The following is a 22,399-nucleotide window of genomic DNA, read 5'->3' as shown; positions in this document are numbered from 1 at the left end:
GAACTTTTCTGAAAATCCCGAATCTTCAGCCTGTTATAATTCGGTGATAGCTTGCAAAGAAAAGGTTCATAATGGCAACTGACCACGCCCACGCCGAACACGTCACTCACGGTCATAGCCATGGCGAAGAAAATCTGAGCGACCGGCAGCTCATTTTCGCGGTCTCGATAAATATGTTGCTGACCGTTGCGCAAATCGTGGGCGGTATCCTGTCGGGCTCTCTGGCGCTTATTGCCGATGCGTTGCACAATTTCAGCGATGCCGCCTCGCTAGGTCTCGCTTGGTTTGCGCGTAAAATCGGTAGACGTCCTGCCGACAAGCTCATGACTTTTGGTTACGCTCAGGGCGAAGTGGTCGCAGCGCTCATCAATCTTACAACATTGCTCATTATCGGCTTTTATCTCATCGTGGAAGCGATCAATCGGTTTGCCGATCCGCAGCCAGTAGAAGGGTGGACGGTCATCTGGGTTGCCGGGATAGCATTGGTGATCGATCTGGTGACGGCGATAATCGTTTATCGGGGTGCGCATGACAGCATCAACATGAAAGCTGCATTTCTTCACAATGTCTCGGATGCGCTAGCGTCAGTGGGCGTGATCGTTGCGGGCATCCTGATAATCCTTTATGACCTCTACGTCGCTGACCTCATCATAACGTTGGTTATCGCTAGCTACGTTATTTGGCAGGGCGTTTCGCTCTTTCCCAAGACTGTCCGGCTGTTGATGGGTTCGGTTCCTGGCGACCTAGAGTTTGACCAGATCGTGGAAGCGCTGCGGCAGCACGACGGCATCGCGCGGGTCCACCATGTGCATATCTGGAATTTTGGTGAGCACGTACGCGCGCTTGAGGCACATGTTGTGCTTGAGGCCGCTTCGCTCGAAAATTTTGAGAGTTTGAAAACCGCAATTAAGATGCGTCTTGCTGAAGATTTCCATATTGGGCACGCGACACTCGAGCCCTGCAGTGAAAGTGAATGCGATGCGGATCTTGTCCCCACTCACCGCCGAAGTGCTGCGGAGGGGCAATCTCACAGTCACTAATAATATCGCCAAGCGGTGCAGATTGAAAAGCAGATTCCAGCGAATGCAGGCGCTACTCTATACTCTTATACCGCTTGTGGCCGTTGTCGCTGGTGCAGCCTACGCCAGCTGACGTAGGCCTGGACGAGCCTTCACAGCAGGCGTTCAGCATCTTGCCGCAGGGGTGGTGTTTGCAGCGGCGGCAGGCGAGATCCTTCCCGATCTCAAGCACGCCGGTTCTCCTGTCGCAGTTCTCGTGGGTGGAGCGCTTGGCGGCGTGCTCATGCTGGCGATTAGGCGATTGGGAGAACAGCGCGAAGGCGCGCTTGCGCTTACCACTCTCATCGGGGCCGATCTATTCGCCGACGGCCTAGTGCTGGGAATCGGCTTCGTCGCAGCCCTGCAGTCCGGTCTTTTGCTTACTATCGCACTATCATTAGAGGTTTTATTTATCGGCGTCGCCCTCGCGCTCGGACTTGCCGCGCGCGGTTGGCGTACCGGCAAGCTCCTGCCAACGGTGACTGCCGTCGGATTGCTTCTGCCACTTGGTGCCTTGGCCGGAAGAGCCGCCGCCGTCCTGCCCGCCCCGTTGCTGACAGGGCTGTTCTCTTTCGGACTCATCGCGTTGCTCTATCTGGTGACCGAGGAACTATTGTTGGAAGCGCACGAGGCACCCGACGGGCCTTTTGTCACATCAATGTTCTTCGGCGGCTTTCTCCTGCTTCTGATGCTAGAACAGGCGATGGTAGCCTACGTATATTGTCAGGTCGGTTTTGGCGACGGAACGACGAGCAAAGAGCCGTTTTCCCACTTCACGCCAGGATCGCGGGTACGAAACCGTAGCTAACGCCGAGAGCCGCAATCGCCAATCCAAGTCCCGAAGTCGACGTTGACGACCGGTTCTGAGACCGTCTCCAGAGCCAGTAGAGCGTCCCTCCGGCCATTACCGTAAGCACGGCGGCGATCCAGCGCGCAGCTGGTTGCCCGGGAAAGATGCTGCTTCCAGCCCAGAGAAGGAAGAAATGAGCGGCCCAGACCGAAAGCGCCAGCGCCGGGGTCAGCCAATCAGTTCGGTTCCGATAGTTGCGCGTCATACCGTCAGACTCCGGGAAAGAGCCGGACGAAAAGCGCGACGGCAAGTCCCTGGAGAGCAGTATATTGAAGAAAACGAACGACCACATCCAATGTCACGTTACTCGGCCCGACAAGCAGTCCCTTACCGCTGCGATAACCCAGATAGAGCGCCATGATCAGGCTGATCGCGACCGTACACGCCTGGAATGCAAGCAGCGCAAAGACGGTCGCACCCTGCCCACTTGCTGTCGGGGCCAGTCCGCTGCCGGTCCATCCCGTCCAGTCCCATTGGATCGCCGTGGCGAGCAACAATGCGCTTATCGCTGCCATCAACCACGGTCCCTGCCCGGGGAATTGGCCTTTTGACTTCGACGCGAGAATGCGGCGAGACAATCGTGCCGCGCCCAAACCCGCGGCCAACAGCGCAGCAATCCCGCCGGTTTGCGCAAGTCCGGGCGGTGCGATCCAGACCTCCGGGTGAATGCCATAGAGGTAAAGATAGCTGAACAACCCCATGAACATGATCATAGCCATCACGACCATCAAAGTGTTGAGCGCCCACCAGCCATGGCTCGAAGGGCCGGTAATTGCGATAGGAACGGCGATGCCCGCGCCAATATCGGCGGTGTCCTGCAGGATCGGGCGGTCGGTTTCCCACAACCAGCGCAGCACGCACAGCAACGCCGCGACTCCGCTGAACGCCGCAAATGCATACGCCTGGATAGTCAGCGACAAGAAGAAGGAGGCGGTGAACACCGCTGCACCCACCGGATAGGGCGAGGGTCCGGGCATGATCTGGAGATATTGTGGTTCTGCATTAATTGGACTGGTGATGATCGTCTCGCGCAACCCGGTCGCGCTTTTGGGGAGAAAATAACGCCCCTCGGCTACGTCTTCGCAGATTCTGGGATCGTCCCACAACGGTTCGCGACTGCGTACAAGTGGGATCGAACGGGTAGAATACATACCAGTCGGCAGCCATTCGAGTGTTCCCCCACCGTAGACGTTGCCCGCGTCGTGTTCTGTCGTGAAACGGAAATTACGAGCCAGATCAATCAGGAACAGAAGGACGCCAGCGGCGATGGTAAATGCGCCTGCGGTTGAAATAAAATTGAGTAGGTCGAGCCCACGATCCGGGAGATAAGTATAGACTCTGCGTGGCATCCCCATGAGGCCGGTCAAATGCATCGGCAGGAAGGTGATGTGCAAACCGGTGAACATCAGCCAAAACACCCATTTGCCAAGCTTCTCCGAAAGCGGGGTCTCCGATGTCATGCCATTCCAGTAATAAAAGGCGGCGAACATAGGGAACACCATCCCGCCGAGAAGGACATAATGAAGATGGGCAACAATGAAGTATGTGTCGTGGGCCTGCCAATCGAATGGCACCATGCCGACCATCACTCCGGTCAGCCCGCCCATGACGAACACCACTATGCTGCCAATGATGAACAATGCCGGCGTCGACCAGCGGACCTTTCCCACCGCCAAGGTCGCTATCCAGCAGAACACTTGTATACCTGCAGGCAGCGAGACCGCCATACTCGCCGCGCTGAAATATCCGGTCGAGACGCCCGGCATTCCGGTAGCGAACATGTGGTGCGCCCAGACTCCGAAGCTCATGAAACCGGTAGCGACCAGCGCCAGCACGTTGAGCCTGTAGCCGACCAGCTCAGTGCGCGCGATGGTGGCGACCATCATACTCATCAGCCCCGCAGCAGGTAGAAAAATAATGTAGACTTCCGGATGGCCGAAGAACCAAAACAAATGTTGCCACAGCAGCGGGTCGCCACCGCGCGTCGGGTCGAAGAAGGGCCAGTTGAAAGCACGCTCCATCTCAAGAAGCAGCGTACCGAGGATCACACTGGGGAAAGCAATCACGATCATCACGGCGAAAACCAGCATCGCCCAGGCAAACATAGGCATGCGATCAAGCGTCATACCCGGCGCACGGGTGCGCAACACGCCGACGATGATTTCTATCGCCCCGGCGATCGCGCTGATCTCGATAAAGCCAATGCCGAGCAGCCAGAAATCGGTATTGATACCCGGGCTATAGGCCATCGATGTGAGGGGCGGATACATGAACCACCCGCCATCAGGCGCGAGGCCCACGAATAGCGAGCCGAAGAAACACAGACCGCCTACAAAATAAGCCCAGAAGGCATAGGCGGACAGGCGCGGGAATGGGAGGTCTCGGGCTGCAAGCATCTGCGGCAAAAGCATTATGCCGATTGCTTCTACCATCGGGACCGCAAACAAGAACATCATCACTGTGCCGTGCATGGTGAAGAACTGGTTGTAAGTTTCCAGCGACAGGAATTCCTGCATCGGCGCGGCCAGCTGTACGCGCATTCCCAACGCCAGAATTCCGGCCAGCAGAAAGAACAGGAACGCGGTCGCGACGTAGAAGAAACCGATATAATTGTTATTGACGACCGTCAGCAGGCCCCAGCCCTTCGGATTGGCCCATATCCGCTCCAGTTCCTCGATCTCGCCCTCGGGGCGAGGTTGATGGGTAGGAAAGAGCTTGTAGAGGTCGTGGTCGAAACCAGTTTCGGACTTGCGCCCCGCCATCGCGTCACGAGTATCCTGCAGTGGCGTGCCGCTCATTTCTGCTGCTCAAGCCAGATCGCAATAGCTTCCATCTCCTTGGCAGAGAGCATGTCATAGCTCGGCATGCGGTTGCCCGGTTTAATCGATTGGCTATCTCCGATCCACCCGATCATCGTGCCGCGATTGTTGGGGAGAATGCCTGCGCCCAGCGTAAGGCGACTGCCGACATGGGTAAGATCGGGTCCGGCGAGACCGTTCGCCAGTGTGCCCGCGACACGGTGACAGGCGGCGCAGCCGCTATCCATGAAAAGCTGTCGCCCGTTCAGATCATCGCTGTCGGCCCGCAATGACACGTTGCGCGCCACAGCAGGCAGAGCGCCCGGCACGTGCCGATCAGCTGCCTCGGGCCGCTCGCTGGAGCGCGACTGCCACCACGCGCTCCATCCCCTCGCGTCGTGCGCCACCGTAACGAACCCCATCAGGGCATGCGGTCCGCCGCAATATTCCGCGCATACGCCACCATATCGACCGGACTTGTCAGCTTGGATACGCAACAAATTGGTTCGCCCGGGAATCATGTCCTTCTTGCCAGACAGGTGGGGCACCCAGAAACTGTGGATCACGTCGGCGCTGGCAAGTTCGATCACCACCGGCTTGCCCACCGGCAGGTGCAGCTCGTTTGCATCACGCATCACGACATTGCCGGACTCGTCGAGATATTCGACGTCGAACCACCACATGTAGCCGGTGACGCGTACCCGCATCTCGTTGCCGGTGATATCGTGGGTCAATGAAGCAGTCAGCGTGAGGCCCCATACCAACAGCCCGGTGAGCACGATTCCGGGAAAGGCGATCCCGCCGATCCACACGGCTCGTTCGCCACCTAGTTTGGTTTTGAGCCGCTCCGGCCCTTTGATGGCAACATAGAGGGCTGCAACAACGATGGCGGTGACGACAGCGCCCATGCCGATCAGTGCCCAGGTAAGCACCATCACACTGTCCGCATAGGGACCAGCCGGGTCCAGAACCGGTGGCGGCCAGCCCCACCACGCTTCGACGATGCCGGAATTGCTATTCATCGTCGATAATATAGAGATACGCCGCGACATCGCGAGCCTCTTCTTCTGTAAGCGGCATGGCGGGCATGGTAGAGCCAGGCTTGGCCAGCGGAGCATTGCGCACAAAAAATGCAAGATTTTCAGGGGTATTGGGAAGGGTGCCCGCAATCGGACCGATATCATCGAAGCCGACTAGCGAAGGGCCAGTGCGACCCTCTGGCCAAGCGATGCCGGGGATCTCGTGACATGCCGCGCATCCGACTTCCCTCATCATGGCAAGTCCCTGCTCCGTAGCTATCGTATCAGGTATGTAACGGGAATCTGGAGGTTGCTTGCAAGCGAACAGCGCCGTGCTTAATATCATGGCCATGTTCAACCCGATCATTCGACCTCTTCGTTTCTTTCCTGCTTGCTCCATTGTCAATATTATGTGCCCGATTAAACGGGTCTTGCCAATATGACGAATAGAATTTTTTATCTGGTTATTTCTGCCTCCTATCTTCTGTCCGGTTGTGATGTAGTTGAACCTAGGCAGGACCGGTTCGAGCAGACTGGCAAGCTTATAGCCTTGAGCGGCGGTGATGCGGGCGTACGTAGTGCTTGCATTTCGTGCCACGGTCTTGATGGCGAAGGGAATGGCAATCTTGCGCCGCGTCTTGCCGGACTTGATCGGGGCTATCTGGCGCGCCAGTTGGATTATTTCTCGCAAGGTCAACGAAAACATGACCAAATGGCGTGGATCGCCCGCCGCCTCGACTGGCCGGCTCGGCAAAAGCTCTCCGCCTATTATGAGAGCCTTCCTGTTCCCTCCAGGGCGAGCAGCGCTACAAATGTCGGCGATTGCGCTATTCGAAAACTTTATGAGCAAGGCGATCCAAAGCGCGGCATTGCCTCTTGTGCGAGCTGCCACGGAACTGATGGTGCTGGCATCGGCAAAGGCAATCCGCCACTCGCCGCCCAGCCCGCTCCTTATCTGAAATCGCAGTTGGAAGCTTGGGCATCGGGAAAGAGGTACGGCAACCGGACGATGCTCCGCATCAGTCGGCTTATGACGGAGGATGAGAGGACTCACCTGGCCGACTATAGTTCGGCCCTCCCGGGTGCCACTGGTTATCCGGTACCTCTGGCAAGATGCCCTCAAGAACGTCGTCGCGATCCCAAAAATGATGCTTCAGTGCCGCAATCGTATGAAGCAGCACCAGCGGAGCGAGAATAATGACCGCGCCAACATGCACAATTTCGGAGACATAGAGCAACCAATATTGCCACTCGGGCGAGATATCCCGAAAAGGCATGGCCGGGACCGTTACGAGTCCTAGGAGTGAAAGCGGTCGTGCGGGCTGAATCGCAGACCAAAGGGTCCAGCCGGAAAGCGGCAGTATCACGAACAGGGCATAAAACAGACCTTCGGTCGCATAGGCCAGTTTTGAACGCCACCCCGCATTGTCAGCATCGTTAATTGGCCCCGGCACCATCAGCCGCCAAAGTAGCCGCAGCGCCCCGAAAAGGAGCAACGTCATGCCAATTTCGGAATGCAGGCGATAGGCCTCCAGCTTTTCCGGTCCGGCGAGATAACGCTGCATGGCCCATCCAGAGACCAGCTGGTACAGGACAGCTGCGGCCATGAACCAATGGAACGTTACTCCTACAGGAGTGAATTTGCCGCGCCCGCGATAGCGATCAGCCCACTCGCGTAGCCCGTTGATCAACGGATCGGCTCGGGTCGAAACGAGCGAAAGAGTAAGCCCAAAGCGGCGAGCAGGTAGATGAAAGACGCCGGAGCCCACATAATGACCCCGGCCATTTGTTGGTCTTCCAGCGGAGTCAGCCCCCAGGCGGCGGCGGTCAGATAATGCGGCGCATAGAGCGGAACCAGCGCGAAAGTTAGAAGTGCGCCCAGCAAACCCATGACAAGCATCGTTGCCAGCAACGCCGCCACCGCGTTCGTCGGAGGTGCTCGCAATACCCTGCTCCACCAGATCGCCGCGCTACCCGTGATCGATATTTGCATAATCCAGAACATTAGGCTGGAGTTCATGGCAGCCTCATAAAGAACCGGTGCATGCCATCCGAGAAAAATGGATGCGTGTATGCCGGTCCAGAGAATCAGCGTTCCGGAAAAATTGCAGCGATCGAGCGCGAATGCTCGCATGATCAAAGGCGCAAGCACTGTAGCAAGGATTACATCGTGGACTATGCGAACTGCGAACAATGCAGATCCGAGGGCGCAGAAGGGGCTCATAAACAGCCCCACCACCACGACGCTCGCAGCAACGGCCGCAGTTCGCTCCTCGCGCGCTCCCCATCTGTGCCAGATAATGAAGCCTGCTAACAATCCAAGACCAATTAATGGATCGAAGTTCCAGCGGGCCAACCACTCGCCGGGTGTCGGTCCTGACCCGCAATAGGGTAGCCAGATTTGAGTATCATTGCGCAAAACTTTACCTTTCGTGAAGGTCCTGTCGGAATCAGGACGTCAAAAGCTATAAGGTCACTAACCTGAGAGAGGATGAATGGACAAGTCTTACCGGATCAATATTCCCCGAACGCAGATAGAATTTGAAACGATTGGATTAGCGCACGTGATAAAATAATGTGGCGCCCTCTCCTTATCAAAATACAGCATGATCGCTTGGTGTTCAGTCCCGGCATTTGATGGTGTAATATTCAGCCTTCAATGGAAGGATGCCAAGTCCACCGTCCTGATCATCGAAGAAGAGGCCATCATCGTTGCCTTCCGTCGACATACACTACTGCCGCTGGACGACTGCCTCTACGCATTGCAGGCAACGATCCCGCTCCTGACACGCTCGTCGCTGCACCGCTGTTTGCAGCACCACGTGATCAGCCGATTGCCCGAAGTGACTGGGACAAGGCGCCAAAGAAGAAGTTCAAAAGCTATCCCATCGGCTACTTCCATATCGACATCGCCGACGTCCGAACCGCAGAAGGCAAGCTTCACCTATATGTCGGCATTTAACGCACCAGAAAGTTCGCCTTCGTCCAGCTCGTGGCCAAGGCGAACCGGGTGACAGTCTCAGCCTTTCTGGTCTCCCTGATCAAGGCCGAGCCATACAAAACCCACACCGTGGTGACCGACAATGTATTCCGTTCACCTTCCCCGCCGCGCTATGCTGACGGCCCGACCGCCACCTACATGACTCACATGTTTGACATGTGCTGTGAAGAAAATGCGATCAAGAACCGGCTCACCAAGATCAAGCATCCATGGACCAACGGGCAGGTCGAACGGATGAACCGAACAATCAAGGAGGCGACCGTCAAACGATATCATAATGACAGCCATGCGCAGCTAACTGCGCATCTCCACGTCTTCATCAATGCCTAACAATTATGGTCGGCGGCTGAAGACCCTCAAGGGGCTCACTCCCTTCGAATACATCTGCAAAATATGGACAACCGAACCAAACGGATTTACGCTCAATCCAACCCATCAAATGCCGGGACCGGACACTTGGAGTCTCCAAAAAAACACCACCGGTGGACTACTCCGTTTATGACAGCGTCGATAATCGGTCTTTCCCCGAATTGCCCGGTTCACAGGCTCCAGACGATTTGCTACTCCAATCTATAGTAACTACAGAATGGAGAAAAATGTTTACAATTGGTGTTTTGTCGCGGCGGGCCCGCGTGAAGATTGAGACAATCCGCTATTACGAGCGGATAGGCCTCGTGCCGAAACCCGGTCGGACAGAAAGCGGTCGGCGGCTTTATGGGTCAGCGGACGTCAAGCAGCTCAGCTTCATTCGTCATGCGCGCGAGCTTGGCTTCGATATTGCATCAATCCGAGCTATGCTAGGACTAAGCGAGATACCTGACGCTTCATGCGAGGAAGTCAGCCGGATCGCCCAAGATCAACTTGTCGCGGTCAACGACCGGATTTCACGGCTCCTTGGATTGAGACAGGAACTTTCCCGTATGATCGGCTCATGTGCTAACGGAAAAATCGCTGATTGCCGGATCATCGAAGTCTTGGCCGATCATAACTCGCCGACGGATTTATCAGAACAAGAATCTACATAAGGACCTATTTCCACTAGAAAGCGCAGCAATAATTTAGGCTTCTAGCGCCGGGCTCCAGCCTGATTGCTATTTATCCGTGTCGGGCTAGTTCACAATAAACCATTATCAGCCTGACGGGTCTAAAAGCCCCTGCTTTTGCGTGTGCGAGCAAAACCCTAGCACAGATGTCTATCGCGTACAGTGATCTGTACGGTTCGGATCGGCAGATCGAGCGGTGAATAAGGCAATACGATTTCTGTGGACAACTTGTAACCAGAAACGAGATACTTGTTGCTTCTGTAGTGGCTACAGAATGTATGGTGCGTGCCGCGTGTCGAAATAAGTCCCTCCAATTTGAAATATGGTGGTAAAATCATGACCAAAACAATCAGTCTTCCAGACCCGTTGCGCTTTAAAATTGATGGTCTGACCTGCCAGAACGAGGTTCGCACGCTCCGTGCTGCAGTGGGCCCACTCGTCGGAGGCGAAGATACGCTAGCCTTCGACACTGAGAACGGTTTCATGACTGTACATACACCTAATCAAATTGCGGCGGCAGAGATTGAGGCCGCAGTAGCCAAAAAGGGCATGCATGCTAAGCTTTGGCAAACATCTGAAAGTTCGCCGCATATGCTGGATCCTGTTGAAGTTTCTGAAGACGCAGCGTGCTGCGGGTCACAAGTGCGCGAAGCGCTCGGTTCTCCACGTCCAACACCTATGTCCGATCAAATTCTATTGCGCATTCACGGCATGGATTGTGCCGAAGAAATCGCAGCGCTGAAGCGCGAAGTCGGCCCACTGGTCGGGGAAGATAAGCTCGCTTTCGATCTGCTCAATGGCCGCATGTCGATCGATATGAAGCCCAACGTTTCTCTTGAAGCCAGCATTGTAGAGGCTGTTACCCGCGCTGGACTACGAGCGGAGCCGTGGACCGAGGGTGAAACGAGCGAAGAAGCGCAAACCGAAGTCCGCCGTAAGCGGGTTCAGTCTTGGCTGACGACAGCGAGCGGCTTGTTTACGGCGCTAGGGTTTGCTGTCCATGCCTTGCTGGCTGGCGGTGTGTTAGCGGCTTTCGAGGCAGGAGAACATGGATTAGGCTCAACTCCCTTGCCGAGCATTCTGCTCTACACAATCGCGGTGCTCAGCGCGGCGCGCTACGTTGCACCAAAGGCTTGGCTCGCAGCCAAGCGCCTTCGCCCAGATATGAATTTGCTGATGATGGTCGCAGTCGCGGGCGCAATCGGCATCGGTGCCTGGTTCGAGGCTGCTACGGTGTCCTTCTTTTTCGCATTGGCCCTAGCACTTGAGGCGTGGAGCCTCGGCCGCGCACGTCGCGCTGTAGCAGCCCTCATGGAACTGGCTCCACCGACAGCACGCATCAAGCTTGAAGATGGCTCCGAACGCGACGTCCCGGCAGGCGAAGTCCCGGTCGGTGCGCATATCATCGTTCGCCCAGGAGACAAGATGCCGCTCGACGGGCGAGTAGTCACTGGTGAGAGCGAGATAAACCAAGCGCCGATCACGGGAGAAAGCGTGCCCGTATTCAAAGCCCCGGGTGACGAGGTCTTTGCCGGGACGATCAACGGAGAGGGCGCGCTCGAAGTTTTGATCACCAAGGCGGCGAATGACACGACACTAGCCCAGATCATTCGCATGGTGGGCTCGGCACAGAACCGGCGCGCGCCTAGTGAACAATGGGTGGAGAAGTTCGCGCGTGTCTACACCCCTCTTGTGATGGTCCTTGCCGTCGCGATATTTCTTGTACCGCCTCTGCTTTTCGGGGGAGACTGGGGCGTCTGGTTTTATCGCGCCCTCGTGCTTCTTGTTATAGCCTGCCCTTGCGCTCTTGTCATATCAACCCCGGTGACGATCGTGGCGGCGCTCGCGGGAGCCGCGAAGCAGGGCGTTCTTGTGAAAGGGGGGACACATCTCGAAACGCCCGCGCGCCTTAAAGCCATCGCGATGGACAAGACAGGTACGCTGACGGAAGGTCGGCCCCAGGTCGTCGAGATCGTACCGTTCTCAGGCCGTAGCATCCATGAAATCATCAAGGTGGCGGCCGCGTTGGAGGCACGTAGTGCGCATCCAATCGCAAGCGCGATCATGGCAAAGGCCAATGAGTTGAATATCGTTGCCGCACCCGCCGAATCTGTTCAGGCTATCATTGGTCGAGGCGTCACCGGAGGAGTGGCTGGCCGCAACATGTGGCTCGGTTCACGCCGCTATGTTGAAGAACAGGGTGTTATCTCTGGCTCCGTCCCCCAGCATATTGACGCACTTACAGCAGCTGGCCATACGCTCGTCGCGATTGGTGAGGGTCAGGAGGTTTGGGGTCTTGTCGGCGTTTCCGATGCCGTCAGGCCGGAAGCAAGAAGCATTGTCACTGCGCTGCATCAGGCGGGAATCGAGCATGTCGTGATGCTCACCGGTGATAATCAGGCAACAGCGGAATTGATTGCGAGGCAAACCGGTATCGACGAGGTTCGCGCTGAGTTGCTGCCTGCCGACAAGGTGGCCGCTGTGGAGGATCTTGTACGGCGCTACGGATCGGTTGCTATGGTCGGTGATGGGGTCAATGATGCGCCGGCCATGGGGCGCGCCAATATCGGCGTGGCAATGGGCGCAATGGGTAGCGACGCCGCCATCGAAACAGCCGATGTGGCGCTGATGTCGGATGATCTTTCGAAACTTCCCTGGTTGGTCCGGCATTCGCGCGCCACGCTTTTTGTAATTCATCAGAATGTCGCATTCTCAATCGCCGTCAAACTTGTGTTCACGGCACTGACTATTGTCGGCCTTGCTTCGCTGTGGGGCGCTATTGCGGCCGATGTTGGCGCGTCGCTGCTGGTGGTTCTTAACGGGCTACGTTTGCTCAATCGGGGTCAGACCGATGGGCGCACAACGAAGACCGGTCCGCACACTGACCGGGACGTCTTAAGCATCGCTGAACCAGGGTGAGCCTACATCAATTCAAACTGAACACAGTTGCGCCTTTGGCCGTGCACTGCAAGCCAATGAGGACCATCCGATCATGAGCTATTCGAATTTGACCAAGAAGATATTTCTGGTAGGAATTGCGGCCACTACCGCGTTTGCCATCGATTTCGCCACAAAATGGCTGATCGTCAATGCGGTGATGAAGCCGCCGCGGGTAATCGAGATTGCGCCATTTCTTAATCTCAGGCTGGGTTACAACACAGGGGTCAGTTTCGGCATGTTCCAAGATATATTCTCGGCCTATCCGCTATTGCTTGCCGGATTATCAATGGCGATCGTGATCGGCATCCTCATTTGGGCAGTGCGAGCGACAAAATTTGCCGAGACATTTGCACTCGGTCTGGTCGCCGGGGGCGCCATCGGAAACATCGTGGACAGAGTGCGTCATGGCGCGGTGACCGATTTTCTCGACATCTACGTCGGGACTTGGCACTGGCCGACTTTCAATTTGGCCGACGTTATGATCGTAAGCGGCGTAGGGCTTCTGCTTCTAAGTTCCCTACTGCCATTCCGTTTTGCTGGCCCAACCTATAAGGAACCGGACAGCAAGGCCCCCAAAGCATGAACTGTAAAAGGGTTGGTTTGACCCCGAAATCAGTTGCCGGACGACCCTTCGACCAGATAACCGCAGTACGGCGGCTAGGGATGACCATTAGACTCAATATGCAATCCAAAAGACGGGCGCTTTTGTTTTTGAATGCACAAAGTCGCAACGGTCATGGTAATATGGCCAATGGGGTAGCCCGGCAACTTCAGCGCGGTGGCCTCACCGTGATCGACAGTTTGAGCAAATGCGCTGACGATATGAGCCAAAAGATTGTACGGCGTGCTGACGAGGTCGACCTCGTTATCGTCGACGGCGATGGCACACCGAACGCGGCATGCCGCACCATTATGGGAAAAAGTGCAGTAGAATCAGCGCGCGCGTTCAATCTGGCGCTTAGCAGATCGGTAGCTGCGGATGGCTATCTGGTCCCCGCAAATGCGCAGAATTCCGGGACTTTGGGCGACAGTTCGGATATGAGCGATGGCCATATGGTCCCCATGCGAAGAAAAGCGGGCCGCAGGGCCTTTTTGGACGGCAATTTCGCACGCCGGAAGTTGCCGCTAAAAGCGAACGAATATTGCATCTGGGATACCGAGTTGGCTGGCTTCGGATTGCGAGTTCGGCCCACTGGCAACTACTTCTGGTTCGTTCGGCTTAGGCATCGTGGCAAGCATCGCAGGATCACGCTCGGCAAAACCGACGATCTTGATGCTTTACTTGCGCGATCTCAGGCGCGTCGTCTGCTCGCAGAAGCGGCGCTGGACGGCTTGCCAAAACGAGTAGTGGTTAAATCAACCCCGACGATGAACGATTTCGTCGCGACCCATTTCGATGATCTCGCAAGGGTCTGGAAGCCATCAACCGCGAAGCGCAATGCGAATGCATGGAGAATTGACCTTGCCGAGCACTTTGGCGAGGTCCTCGTTGCCGATGTCTCAAAGGCGGAGGTCGTGCGCTGGCGCGATGCATGCGCAGGCGAGAAGGAAGCGCGCTTCAATCGCGCGGTCCCGGTTCTGGCGGCATTGCTCAAATATGCCGAGGCGCTGCGGATGCGCCGCAAGGGATCAAACCCGTGTCGCGGAATGCCGCGCTACAAGCGGCAGGCGATGGAGCGCTATCTGACCCCGCGCGAATATGCACGTATTGGTGCAGAGTTGCGCGCCTGCGAGAATGAAGCCCCAGAGCAGGTCGCGGTTATCCGGTTGCTGCTCTATACCGGAGCGCGCCGGAGCGAGATCGAGAAGCTGCGCTGGGACTGGGTAAAGCCGCCTCGCCTTGTGCTCCCTGAAAGCAAGACCGGACCCAAGCTCATATGGCTCAACAGTCAGGCGCTCGCGGTGCTCGAAGGGATTGAGCAAAGAAGCGACTGCCCGTTTGTGTTTCCCGATCGTACCGGCACGAAACCCATCAATGTCGGCATGTGGTGGTCGAAGTTCCGCCGCCGTTGCGCGCTCCCAGATGTGCGCATTCACGATCTCCGGCACAGCTTCGCCTCGACCGCTATTATGGACGACGTGCCGCTGGCGACCATCGGCAAGTTGCTTGGGCACGTTTTGCCCGAAACCACTGCCAAATATGCGCACCTTGCTGATGAGTTCGTGGCCGACGCCGCGCAGCGCGTGTCGGGTTCGCTCGCTTCAGCTATTGGCCTTAGAACATGACTGCGCTCGCGCTCAGGCAGGTGGTCGAGGACGCGCTGGCAAAGGTCGGAGCCGATGTCAGCCTCATCCGGATTCCGAGGGGCAAGCCGCGCACCACCACTTGGCTGGCAATCGAGCATGGATTCGGCATTCGTCATTACGCGTCGGGCAGGAACGTTTACATTGTGCAGACGCGGATGGGCGGGAAGCTGCGGACGGTCACGCTTGGACCAGCGTCGGTCCTCACGCGCACGCAGGCAACGCAAGTGGCGCGGATGGTGCTCGCCCATGCGCGGATGGGAGAGAACCCGGCCACAAATCGCAAGCGGATACGCTCGGCTCCGCGCTACACCGATTTCCTCGACGAGTTCTGGGAAAAGTGGGCGTCGCGCTGGTCTCCGAAAACCTACGACATCAATGGCGGATATCGCCGCTTGTACCTCCAGAATGCGTTTGCGGAGCTGTGTATTGACGAACTGAACGAGGAGCATGTCACGAGATGGTTTGCCGAGGTGAACCGCCAGACCGGGCCGGGCGCGGCCAATATGGCGCTCGGTCTGCTCAGCCTGATGCTCAACAAGGCCGAAGCATGGGGCTACAGGCTGGAGAACACCAATCCATGCCGTGTGGTGCGTATGAACCGCCGCCGCCAATGCGAGCGGTTTCTGACGCATGAGGAACTTGCGCGCCTTGGGTTGGTGCTAGCGCGAGCGCGCGACGGCGATCACGCCATGCGTTCGTTGGCAGCCAAGGCGGCAACGCTGTTGTTGCTCACCGGTTGCAGGCGTGGAGAAATACTCGGCCTGCATTGGCAGGATATTCACGGAACCCGGATCAAGCTGCGCCACGGTAAGACCGGGCCTCGCATGGTCTGGCTGGGAAACGAGGCGCGGGCCATTATTGATACAATTCCGCGTTATGAGAAAATCCCATGGATGTTCTGGAATACTCCTTACCGCCGACCCATGCGCGCCATAGACACTTTCTGGCGGCAATTCCGCGAGCAGGCCGGACTGCCGGGCCTGCGCGTGCACGATCTACGGCATACATTCGCGAGCCACGCGGCGATGAACAAGGAAACGCTGCCAATGATTGGTCGGTTGCTGGGCCATGCTAGCGTTCAATCCACCGCGCGCTACGCGCATATGGACGACGAGCATGTGCTCGATGCGGCAGGACAGATCGGGGCAGCAGTTGAGAAGATGATAGGATGATTGTGTTGCAAGCCAAATGACCGCTTTCGACCCAGTTGCGGGCTTTGGCTTGCCGACTTTCTAGGCGGCAGCTACATCGCCCACCATGCACCGGTATCTATTGCTCCTGATTGTTCCAGCCTCTCTCGTCGGCTGCGCAATCCCGCCTAACGGCCCTATCCTCCCCAGTCCGACCATCTCCTCTGAAGCTTCGGCCACCCAGTCTTCTGAAGTCCAAGATTCCGAAGCTGTATCAATCCGCGAAGATGCACGTTCCATTGGCCCGCTCATAAGTCGTACCTACGCATACCTTGATCACTTTGGCACCGCGAGTATGCCAATCTCAGAGAAGCTGCATATGGAAGCGGAAGAGGTCACCGACCACCGCTCTTTACTGCGGTATGCAGAGCGTGTTCTGCTTACTCTCTCCGATCATCATGCAATCACCGGATCCTCGCTTGCCGACAGCTGGGCCGTTTTCCCAAGCTATGCCGATTTATGGGTAGTCGAGAGCGACGGCGACTACATGATCGATGCAGTTCGAAGCGGCTCGCCCGCGCAAGAAGCGGGGATCAGGCAGGGAGAGCGGATTGTCAGTGTTGAGGGCGTCCCGGTCCAGGAAGCCGTTGCTGCCTTCTGGGCGGATCTTGGGCTGCCGGTAACGAGCGACAGAGCTGCATTTGGTGCGCGGGTCCTAGCCGCTGGTAGAAGGGATAGGCCGCGCCGTCTTGGGGTTCGAGGCGAAGAAACCACCCGTTTCATCGAACTGCCAAGCCTCTATTCGACACCCCGCGCCGAGCTTCCTCCTGTCACGGTGACGGAGCAAGAAGGCAAACTCATACTCCGCATCAATGATGCATTGGGAGAAACCGCCACTATTGCAGCGTTCGACGCGGCAATGGCAGGTGCCCGCGCCGGGCAGCCCGTGGTGATTGATCTCAGAGACACACCTAGCGGCGGCAATACCACTGTAGCGCGCGCGATACTCGGCTGGTTCGTAGACCGGCCCCGCGCCTACCAGGTGCACAGCCTTCCCGCCGAAGGGCGCGATAGTGGCGTTGCACGCCAGTGGGTTGAGCAAGTCTTGCCAAGGACAGGGAAGCACCACGCTGGGCCCGTTCGGGTGTTAGTCGGGCGCTGGACCGGCAGCATGGGTGAGGGTCTTGCAATCGGGTTCGATGCCATCGGGGCGGAAGTCACCGGCCAGAAAATGGCTGGGCTGCTGGGCGCAATCTATGACTATCGGCTTGAACATAGCGGGCTCGTCATCAAGCTGCCCACCGAGCGACTTACGCACGTTGATGGCACTCCGCGTGAGGACTTTGTACCCGTTTCGGCTGGTCACCATTGACCAGAACGAATGTCAGCTTTGCACCCTAATTTCGGACGCTCACTGGGATATATCAGTTGAGTAGGTATGTTTCGATAAGGTTAACTTGGCTTTTCAGCAACAGTCGTTTCGCCGGTTTCGCACCTGATTTTCGAATTTGTTTTGGAAGACGACGGAATTAAGGTTGCGGAGGAGCGACATTGCCAGCTGGTCCCTGCAGAACAACTCGATGCTAAGGCAATTAAAACCTACAGAAGCTAGATCGTCTGCATAGTGTTGATTTTAACGATCGAAAACCGAACTTTGCGGGATAGGTTTTACCCTACCCCGCAATCTCAGTATTATCTCAACAATCAGGCAGATCGTCCAGATTGTTACGTGTCGTATTGTCGTGATCGGTACGAAGATATTTGCCGTTCGATCCATTGACAACTTTGATCTCGGTCGTCTTTCCGTCCGTCCACGAAACGTAATAGTTATGCGTCCCGTCATCGATATCTCGAATTGCGTCGGCTTTCATACGTGGGGACCACGCTTCGGGTGAGTTGCAAAGCGCTGTGATGTCGCCATCGGAATCTTTGCGCGATTTAGTTACATATCGGGTAGCCATGTCGTTTTTTCCTGTTCTTCCTAGTGCTCTCGCACCGTGGTGTGTGGGCTTGCCTTGCCGTGATCGGTGGTGACGTACCGACCGCTGATTGCGCTTCGGTAATGCGTCCCCGAGCTCCCCGATTTTCCGGATGCCTCCCGCACAGTAGTGCGCGGACTCGCCTTGCCGTGTTTGGAGGTCACGTATCGACCGCTGATTGCGCTCCGATAGCTACCGCCGCTTTTCTTGCCAGCCATTTTTAAGCTCCTTTCCCGATAATATGATGTTCGGACTTGGCGTACTCAATATATGGCTACTACGAGTTCGCTTGTCAAGTGCGATAGATATAGCCATACCGAACACAGAATTTCAACGGAGCAAACATGTCATCACCATTGGGGCGAAAGGTTCGTGACCTTCGCCAAGAAAAAGGATTCACGCTCGATCAGCTCGCCACCGCCGCCGGTGCGAGCAAGAGCTACATGTGGGAGATTGAGAACAAACCCGTCGCGCGACCGTCTGCGGAGAAATTAGCGAAGATTGCAGAGGCGCTGGGCGTCACCACGGAATATCTACTCGACGATAAACGCAGCGAGCCTTCTACGGACGAGCAGGACGAGGCTTTCTTCCATAGGTTTCAAAGCGCCGATAAGAACGTGAAAAAAAAGTTGAGCCAAATCCTCGACCTGCTTGCGGAGGAGGACGATGACCAATGAAGGAACCGACGACCCCTCGCGGTTGGGCAGCATTCTTAGGTAAAATATGGCCGCACGGGTTTCCCATCGATGTCAAAACGATGGCAATGGAATATTCGGCGCGCTTCCCCGATTCTATATTGGCGATCAAGGAGGCAGAGGTTGAGAACTTCGAAGGAGCGTTGTGCCCTGTCCGCGACAAATGGGCGATCCTCTATAATCCAGGAATAACATCGCCTGGCCGAGTCAATTTTACTTTGGCTCACGAGCTTGGGCACTACCTCGTGCATAGGCATAAAAGCCCCGGTGGGTTCGAATGCGGCGAGCAGCAACTTGCTGGGCTTGATCGCAATGCCGCACGAAAGGCAATGGAACAGGAGGCCGACGAGTTCGCTTCGCATATCTTGATGCCGACTCACGATTTCGACAGGCAAATCCGTCGCGCCGATTTCACTTTCGATCTACTGGAGAATTGCGTCAGCCGATACGATGTATCGCGAACGGCAGCTGCGCTCAAATGGGTTGATCGCACCAGTGAATGCGCAGCAGTCGTTGCGGCTACCAACGGTTTCGTTCTGTGGAATTGGCGAAGCAAACGCGCGCGCCAAAGAGGAATATGGTTCGATAGGGGTAGTGAGCTTCCTTCGGATTCTTGGGCAGCCTCTCCGGCCGTTGTCTCGCCAGATACTTACGGTGTGCGGCACGACGAAGGTGTTTGGCATGATCAGGAAGCGGTTCGCGAATTAGCGGTATTCGCTCCCAGACATGAGATGACCATATCCGTTCTTGTTTACGAAAACGACGAACCGAAAGATGGATTTGAGAACGAAATCGTGAGCGATAGCTTTGACCGCTTTACTAAACGAAACTGATGGCTTCTAACGACCCCAACGACCCCAACGACCCCAACGACCCCAACGACCCCAACGACCCCAACGACCCCAACGACCCCAATGACCGCCGTTGAGCGCTAGCGATTGGCTTATTAAAACAAGACATTCTATGGCGAGGGATGGTCCGAAGCTTTTTCGCTTTTGCATTGCTGCTGTGCGCTCCGCTTGCGCTGGCGGACCATCCATCGCAATTGCCTTATGCAATCGACGGTCAGCAGGTCGCACCGGCGATCTACGACATCGAGGTAGTTGCGCGATATCCTCACGATCCGACTGCCTTCACCCTAGGTCTGTTGTGGCACGACGGATACCTATACGAGAGCACAGGAAGAGCTGGCCAATCGACCATTCGAAAGGTCGATTTGCGCACGGGCGCAGAGGTTGAGAGACAGCGCATTCCATCCGACCAATTCGGAGAAGGTCTTGCGCTATGGCAGGAGGATCTCGTCAGTCTCACATGGACGGATGGGGTAATTCACCGCTGGCGTTTGAAAGACTTAACTCCGGTGCGCAGCGACGGCGGATTTCCCTTCCAAGGATGGGGTCTGACCACCTACCAAAACGCGCTTGTCGCATCCGACGGAACCGATAAGCTGCGCTTTCTAGATCCGTTAGACTACAGCGTGCAAAAAACCATTTCCGCCACGATCAATGGACGTCCACTTACCCGGCTCAACGAGCTTGAACTCGTCGATAAAATGATTTTCGCCAATATTTGGATGACTAACTTTATCGCGGGGATCGATCCAAATACGGGTGCCGTGCGGACCGTAATCGATTTGCAAAAACTTCCGGGTGCGACCTCGAAGGATCGTGATGCGGTATTGAACGGGATTGCTTGGGATGGGGATCGTCAGCGACTATTCGTGACAGGAAAGCTATGGCCATGGCTTTACGAAGTTAGGCTGGTTAAACGCGAAACCAAGTAAAAGCCGCCGGTCAGCTAACCACCCAAAGTTTGCCGTCCAATTTCGGATCCAATGGCCGACCGCCAAAAAGTGAGAACACACAAAGAACATTATTGCAAGCTGGGAACCTTTCTGCCACGGTGTCAAAAATTGACACAGAGCGGGGTTTCGATGCGCAAAACGTCTGTAAGGACTACAAGATTCACTCAGTTATGCGGTCAGGCAGGCCTAACCCAAGACGAAGCGCGAAGTCTGCTGGAGGTGTCGGAGCGCACCGCCTACCGTTATGCGAATGGCACGGTAAGTCTGCCCCGTCTGGCCGAAAAGGTGTTGCGCGAGGCGGCGGGCAAGAAACCCGCCAGCCATGATAAGGCGTTCCGCTTTATTGACCTGTTCGCAGGTATTGGCGGGTTGCGCATCGGATTTAACGGGATTGGCGGCCACTGCGTTTTCACGTCTGAATGGGATGCAAACGCGCAGAAAACCTATGCCCTCAATTTCCGCGACAACCACAGAATTGCCGGGGACATACGCGAGTTTTCAGAGCAGCCGGAGAGCATTCCGGAGCATGACGTACTGCTTGCCGGTTTTCCGTGCCAGCCTTTCTCGATTGCCGGTGTGTCGAAGAAGAACGCGCTTGGGCGGCCACACGGCTTTCTTTGCGACACGCAAGGAACGCTGTTCTTCGATACGGCTCAGATCATCGCGCATCACCGCCCGGCAGCTTTTGTTCTGGAAAACGTTAAGAATCTTGCCAGCCACGATAAGGGGCGGACGTTCGCCACGATCTTGAACGTTCTGGAAAACGAACTGGGCTACAAGGTTCAGACGCGCGTGATAAGTTCAGAGCCATGGGTTCCTCAGAAGCGCGAGCGAGTATTCATCGTCGGATTTCGCGAGGACACCGATTTCAATTTAGATACGCTAGAGCTGCCATTGGCCGAAAACGGCCCCAAGCTGGGCAGCATTCTGGACCGGCACGAGAACGTTGACCCGAAATACACGCTTACCCCCCGGCTCTGGGAATATCTGCAGGGATACAAGGCAAAACATCAGGCGAAGGGCAACGGGTTTGGCTTCAGCCTGTTCGGACCGGACGATGTGACCCGCACCCTGTCTGCCCGCTATTACAAGGACGGATCAGAAATCCTGATTGACCAGCCCGGCCCCCGGCCACGGCGGCTTACGCCGACCGAATGTGCCCGCCTTATGGGTTTCGAGCGTGGCGACCGGAAATGGCGCATCGAGGTTTCGGACACGCAGGCCTATCGCCAGTTTGGCAACGCCGTGGTCGTTCCGGTTGTTGAAGCTCTGGCGAAAGCAATGCAGCCGTATATTGCGGCCGCAGTGTCCAAAGGTGGCTGCCAGAGTAACGAAGCGCCCCATCCAGTATCGCGGCCCGACCGGGAACCCTCCGCCGCATATGGTTGATATAGTCGCAGCGGAGGTCCGCAGCCGGATGATGTCAGGAATCCGGTCGAAGAATAGCAAACCGGAGATGATCCTGCGGCAGGGGCTTCATGCTGTAGGTTTTAGGTTCCGGCTTCACGACAGGTCGCTGCCGGGCAAGCCCGATATCGTTTTTCCGCGTTATCGTGCCGTCATCATGGCGCACGGCTGTTTCTGGCACGGCCATGACTGTCATCTATTCAGAATGCCAACGACACGCCCGGACTTCTGGCGCGCGAAGATTGATCGTAACCGCAAGATTGATGCCCGGACCCGCACTGCGCTGGCACAAGCCGGATGGAGACAGGCCGAAGTATGGGAATGCGCCCTCAAGGGCAAAACGAGATTGCCGCATGACAAGGTGATCGATACTTGCGGGCAATGGCTGCAATCAGATACCGCAAAGCTTGAAATCAGGGGAAAATAAC

General features: G+C 56.4%; 19 protein-coding genes and 1 pseudogene. 14 read left to right on the top strand and 6 right to left on the bottom strand.

Going from position 1 to position 22,399, the window contains the following annotated elements; translation table 11 throughout:
* The first annotated feature begins 71 nt into the window (after positions 1-71).
* Both CHN51_RS18890 and CHN51_RS18885 read left to right on the top strand, forming a co-directional pair.
* The gene (locus CHN51_RS18890) at positions 72-1,040 is read left to right on the top strand and encodes a cation diffusion facilitator family transporter (RefSeq protein ID WP_100095812.1); all 969 of its coding nucleotides are present in this window, start codon (positions 72-74) and stop codon (positions 1,038-1,040) included.
* 166 nt (positions 1,041-1,206) lie between these two features.
* Positions 1,207-1,866, top strand: coding sequence for a transporter (locus CHN51_RS18885; protein WP_346426357.1), 660 nt, complete (start codon positions 1,207-1,209; stop codon positions 1,864-1,866).
* Between the two features lie 251 nt (positions 1,867-2,117).
* Here the strand turns inward: CHN51_RS18885 and CHN51_RS18880 are convergent, their stop codons facing one another.
* The 5 genes from CHN51_RS18880 to CHN51_RS18855 all read right to left on the bottom strand — a co-directional run bounded on the left by CHN51_RS18880 (position 2,118) and on the right by CHN51_RS18855 (position 8,081).
* Complete coding sequence (locus CHN51_RS18880; protein WP_240616996.1) at positions 2,118-4,706, bottom strand: cbb3-type cytochrome c oxidase subunit I; 2,589 nt, start codon at positions 4,704-4,706, stop codon at positions 2,118-2,120.
* Entirely contained in the window at positions 4,703-5,728 is a 1,026-nt protein-coding gene (locus CHN51_RS18875; RefSeq protein ID WP_100095811.1) for a c-type cytochrome, read from the bottom strand. The genes CHN51_RS18880 and CHN51_RS18875 overlap by 4 nt, the downstream gene beginning before the upstream one ends.
* Positions 5,721-6,431, bottom strand: coding sequence for a c-type cytochrome (locus CHN51_RS20265; protein WP_240616995.1), 711 nt, complete (start codon positions 6,429-6,431; stop codon positions 5,721-5,723). Before CHN51_RS20265 ends, CHN51_RS18875 begins: the two co-directional genes overlap by 8 nt.
* A gap of 322 nt (positions 6,432-6,753) precedes the next feature.
* Positions 6,754-7,416 carry a cytochrome b/b6 domain-containing protein gene (locus CHN51_RS20260; RefSeq protein ID WP_240616994.1) on the bottom strand — a complete coding sequence of 221 codons (663 nt, stop codon included), beginning with the start codon at positions 7,414-7,416 and terminating at the stop codon, positions 6,754-6,756.
* Positions 7,413-8,081, bottom strand: a complete 669-nt coding sequence (locus tag CHN51_RS18855) for a cytochrome c oxidase assembly protein (protein ID WP_240616993.1) — start codon at positions 8,079-8,081, stop codon at positions 7,413-7,415. Before CHN51_RS18855 ends, CHN51_RS20260 begins: the two co-directional genes overlap by 4 nt.
* 307 nt (positions 8,082-8,388) lie before the next feature.
* On the opposite strand from CHN51_RS18855, the pseudogene CHN51_RS18850 reads away from it, so the two are divergent.
* The 7 genes and pseudogenes from CHN51_RS18850 to CHN51_RS18820 form a co-directional block, all read left to right on the top strand.
* Positions 8,389-9,228: pseudogene (locus CHN51_RS18850) on the top strand (integrase core domain-containing protein); the annotation flags it as partial.
* A 94-nt stretch (positions 9,229-9,322) separates the two neighbouring features.
* Complete coding sequence (locus tag CHN51_RS18845) at positions 9,323-9,751, top strand: helix-turn-helix domain-containing protein (RefSeq protein ID WP_100095807.1); 429 nt, start codon at positions 9,323-9,325, stop codon at positions 9,749-9,751.
* 354 nt (positions 9,752-10,105) lie between these two features.
* Positions 10,106-12,688 carry a heavy metal translocating P-type ATPase gene (locus CHN51_RS18840; RefSeq protein WP_100095806.1) on the top strand — a complete coding sequence of 861 codons (2,583 nt, stop codon included), beginning with the start codon at positions 10,106-10,108 and terminating at the stop codon, positions 12,686-12,688.
* A 73-nt stretch (positions 12,689-12,761) separates the two neighbouring features.
* Complete coding sequence (lspA, locus tag CHN51_RS18835) at positions 12,762-13,292, top strand: signal peptidase II (RefSeq protein WP_100095805.1); 531 nt, start codon at positions 12,762-12,764, stop codon at positions 13,290-13,292.
* A 98-nt stretch (positions 13,293-13,390) separates the two neighbouring features.
* Positions 13,391-14,935, top strand: a complete 1,545-nt coding sequence (locus CHN51_RS18830) for a site-specific integrase (RefSeq protein ID WP_240616992.1) — start codon at positions 13,391-13,393, stop codon at positions 14,933-14,935.
* Positions 14,932-16,128 carry a tyrosine-type recombinase/integrase gene (locus CHN51_RS18825; RefSeq protein ID WP_100095804.1) on the top strand — a complete coding sequence of 399 codons (1,197 nt, stop codon included), beginning with the start codon at positions 14,932-14,934 and terminating at the stop codon, positions 16,126-16,128. Before CHN51_RS18830 ends, CHN51_RS18825 begins: the two co-directional genes overlap by 4 nt.
* A 337-nt stretch (positions 16,129-16,465) precedes the next feature.
* On the top strand, positions 16,466-17,458 hold the full coding sequence (locus CHN51_RS18820) for a PDZ domain-containing protein (RefSeq protein WP_164089303.1): 993 nt from the start codon (positions 16,466-16,468) through the stop codon (positions 17,456-17,458).
* A gap of 325 nt (positions 17,459-17,783) precedes the next feature.
* Here CHN51_RS18820 and CHN51_RS18815 read toward each other — a convergent pair whose 3' ends face one another.
* Positions 17,784-18,047 (bottom strand): DUF3892 domain-containing protein, encoded by a 264-nt coding sequence (locus CHN51_RS18815; protein WP_100095802.1) that lies wholly within the window; start codon positions 18,045-18,047, stop codon positions 17,784-17,786.
* Between the two features lie 362 nt (positions 18,048-18,409).
* Between CHN51_RS18815 and CHN51_RS18805 the strand changes: the two genes are divergently transcribed.
* The 5 genes from CHN51_RS18805 to CHN51_RS18785 all read left to right on the top strand — a co-directional run bounded on the left by CHN51_RS18805 (position 18,410) and on the right by CHN51_RS18785 (position 22,398).
* Positions 18,410-18,742, top strand: coding sequence for a helix-turn-helix transcriptional regulator (locus CHN51_RS18805; RefSeq protein ID WP_100095800.1), 333 nt, complete (start codon positions 18,410-18,412; stop codon positions 18,740-18,742).
* Positions 18,739-19,593: an ImmA/IrrE family metallo-endopeptidase gene (locus CHN51_RS18800; RefSeq protein ID WP_100095799.1), complete on the top strand. Its 855-nt coding sequence runs from the start codon at positions 18,739-18,741 to the stop codon at positions 19,591-19,593. The genes CHN51_RS18805 and CHN51_RS18800 overlap by 4 nt, the downstream gene beginning before the upstream one ends.
* Positions 19,594-19,733: 140 nt before the next feature.
* Positions 19,734-20,543 carry a glutaminyl-peptide cyclotransferase gene (locus CHN51_RS18795; protein ID WP_100095798.1) on the top strand — a complete coding sequence of 270 codons (810 nt, stop codon included), beginning with the start codon at positions 19,734-19,736 and terminating at the stop codon, positions 20,541-20,543.
* Positions 20,544-20,693: 150 nt separating this feature from the next.
* On the top strand, positions 20,694-21,953 hold the full coding sequence (gene dcm, locus CHN51_RS18790) for a DNA (cytosine-5-)-methyltransferase (RefSeq protein ID WP_100095797.1): 1,260 nt from the start codon (positions 20,694-20,696) through the stop codon (positions 21,951-21,953).
* Positions 21,954-21,981: 28 nt separating this feature from the next.
* Positions 21,982-22,398: a very short patch repair endonuclease gene (locus CHN51_RS18785; protein WP_346426356.1), complete on the top strand. Its 417-nt coding sequence runs from the start codon at positions 21,982-21,984 to the stop codon at positions 22,396-22,398.
* Position 22,399 lies beyond the last annotated feature (1 nt).

It is taken from the genome of Sphingorhabdus sp. YGSMI21 (assembly GCF_002776575.1).
GTDB lineage: Bacteria > Pseudomonadota > Alphaproteobacteria > Sphingomonadales > Sphingomonadaceae > Parasphingorhabdus.
The sequence above is the reverse complement of the archived record's forward strand: the minus strand, read 5'-3'. Positions and strand labels throughout refer to the sequence as shown.

Excerpts from the sequence above, each read along its gene's own strand:
- CHN51_RS18890 (WP_100095812.1), top strand. The coding sequence starts at position 72 with ATGGCAACTGACCACGCCCACGCCGAACACGTCACTCACGGTCATAGC.
- CHN51_RS18880 (WP_240616996.1), bottom strand. The coding sequence starts at position 4,706 with ATGAGCGGCACGCCACTGCAGGATACTCGTGACGCGATGGCGGGGCGC.
- CHN51_RS18875 (WP_100095811.1), bottom strand. The coding sequence starts at position 5,728 with ATGAATAGCAATTCCGGCATCGTCGAAGCGTGGTGGGGCTGGCCGCCA.
- CHN51_RS20265 (WP_240616995.1), bottom strand. The coding sequence starts at position 6,431 with ATGTTTTCGTTGACCTTGCGAGAAATAATCCAACTGGCGCGCCAGATA.
- CHN51_RS18845 (WP_100095807.1), top strand. The coding sequence starts at position 9,323 with ATGTTTACAATTGGTGTTTTGTCGCGGCGGGCCCGCGTGAAGATTGAG.
- CHN51_RS18840 (WP_100095806.1), top strand. The coding sequence starts at position 10,106 with ATGACCAAAACAATCAGTCTTCCAGACCCGTTGCGCTTTAAAATTGAT.
- lspA (WP_100095805.1), top strand. The coding sequence starts at position 12,762 with ATGAGCTATTCGAATTTGACCAAGAAGATATTTCTGGTAGGAATTGCG.
- CHN51_RS18830 (WP_240616992.1), top strand. The coding sequence starts at position 13,391 with ATGCAATCCAAAAGACGGGCGCTTTTGTTTTTGAATGCACAAAGTCGC.
- CHN51_RS18825 (WP_100095804.1), top strand. The coding sequence starts at position 14,932 with ATGACTGCGCTCGCGCTCAGGCAGGTGGTCGAGGACGCGCTGGCAAAG.
- CHN51_RS18820 (WP_164089303.1), top strand. The coding sequence starts at position 16,466 with ATGGAAGCGGAAGAGGTCACCGACCACCGCTCTTTACTGCGGTATGCA.
- CHN51_RS18815 (WP_100095802.1), bottom strand. The coding sequence starts at position 18,047 with ATGGCTACCCGATATGTAACTAAATCGCGCAAAGATTCCGATGGCGAC.
- CHN51_RS18805 (WP_100095800.1), top strand. The coding sequence starts at position 18,410 with ATGTCATCACCATTGGGGCGAAAGGTTCGTGACCTTCGCCAAGAAAAA.
- CHN51_RS18800 (WP_100095799.1), top strand. The coding sequence starts at position 18,739 with ATGAAGGAACCGACGACCCCTCGCGGTTGGGCAGCATTCTTAGGTAAA.
- CHN51_RS18795 (WP_100095798.1), top strand. The coding sequence starts at position 19,734 with ATGGTCCGAAGCTTTTTCGCTTTTGCATTGCTGCTGTGCGCTCCGCTT.
- dcm (WP_100095797.1), top strand. The coding sequence starts at position 20,694 with ATGCGCAAAACGTCTGTAAGGACTACAAGATTCACTCAGTTATGCGGT.
- CHN51_RS18785 (WP_346426356.1), top strand. The coding sequence starts at position 21,982 with ATGATGTCAGGAATCCGGTCGAAGAATAGCAAACCGGAGATGATCCTG.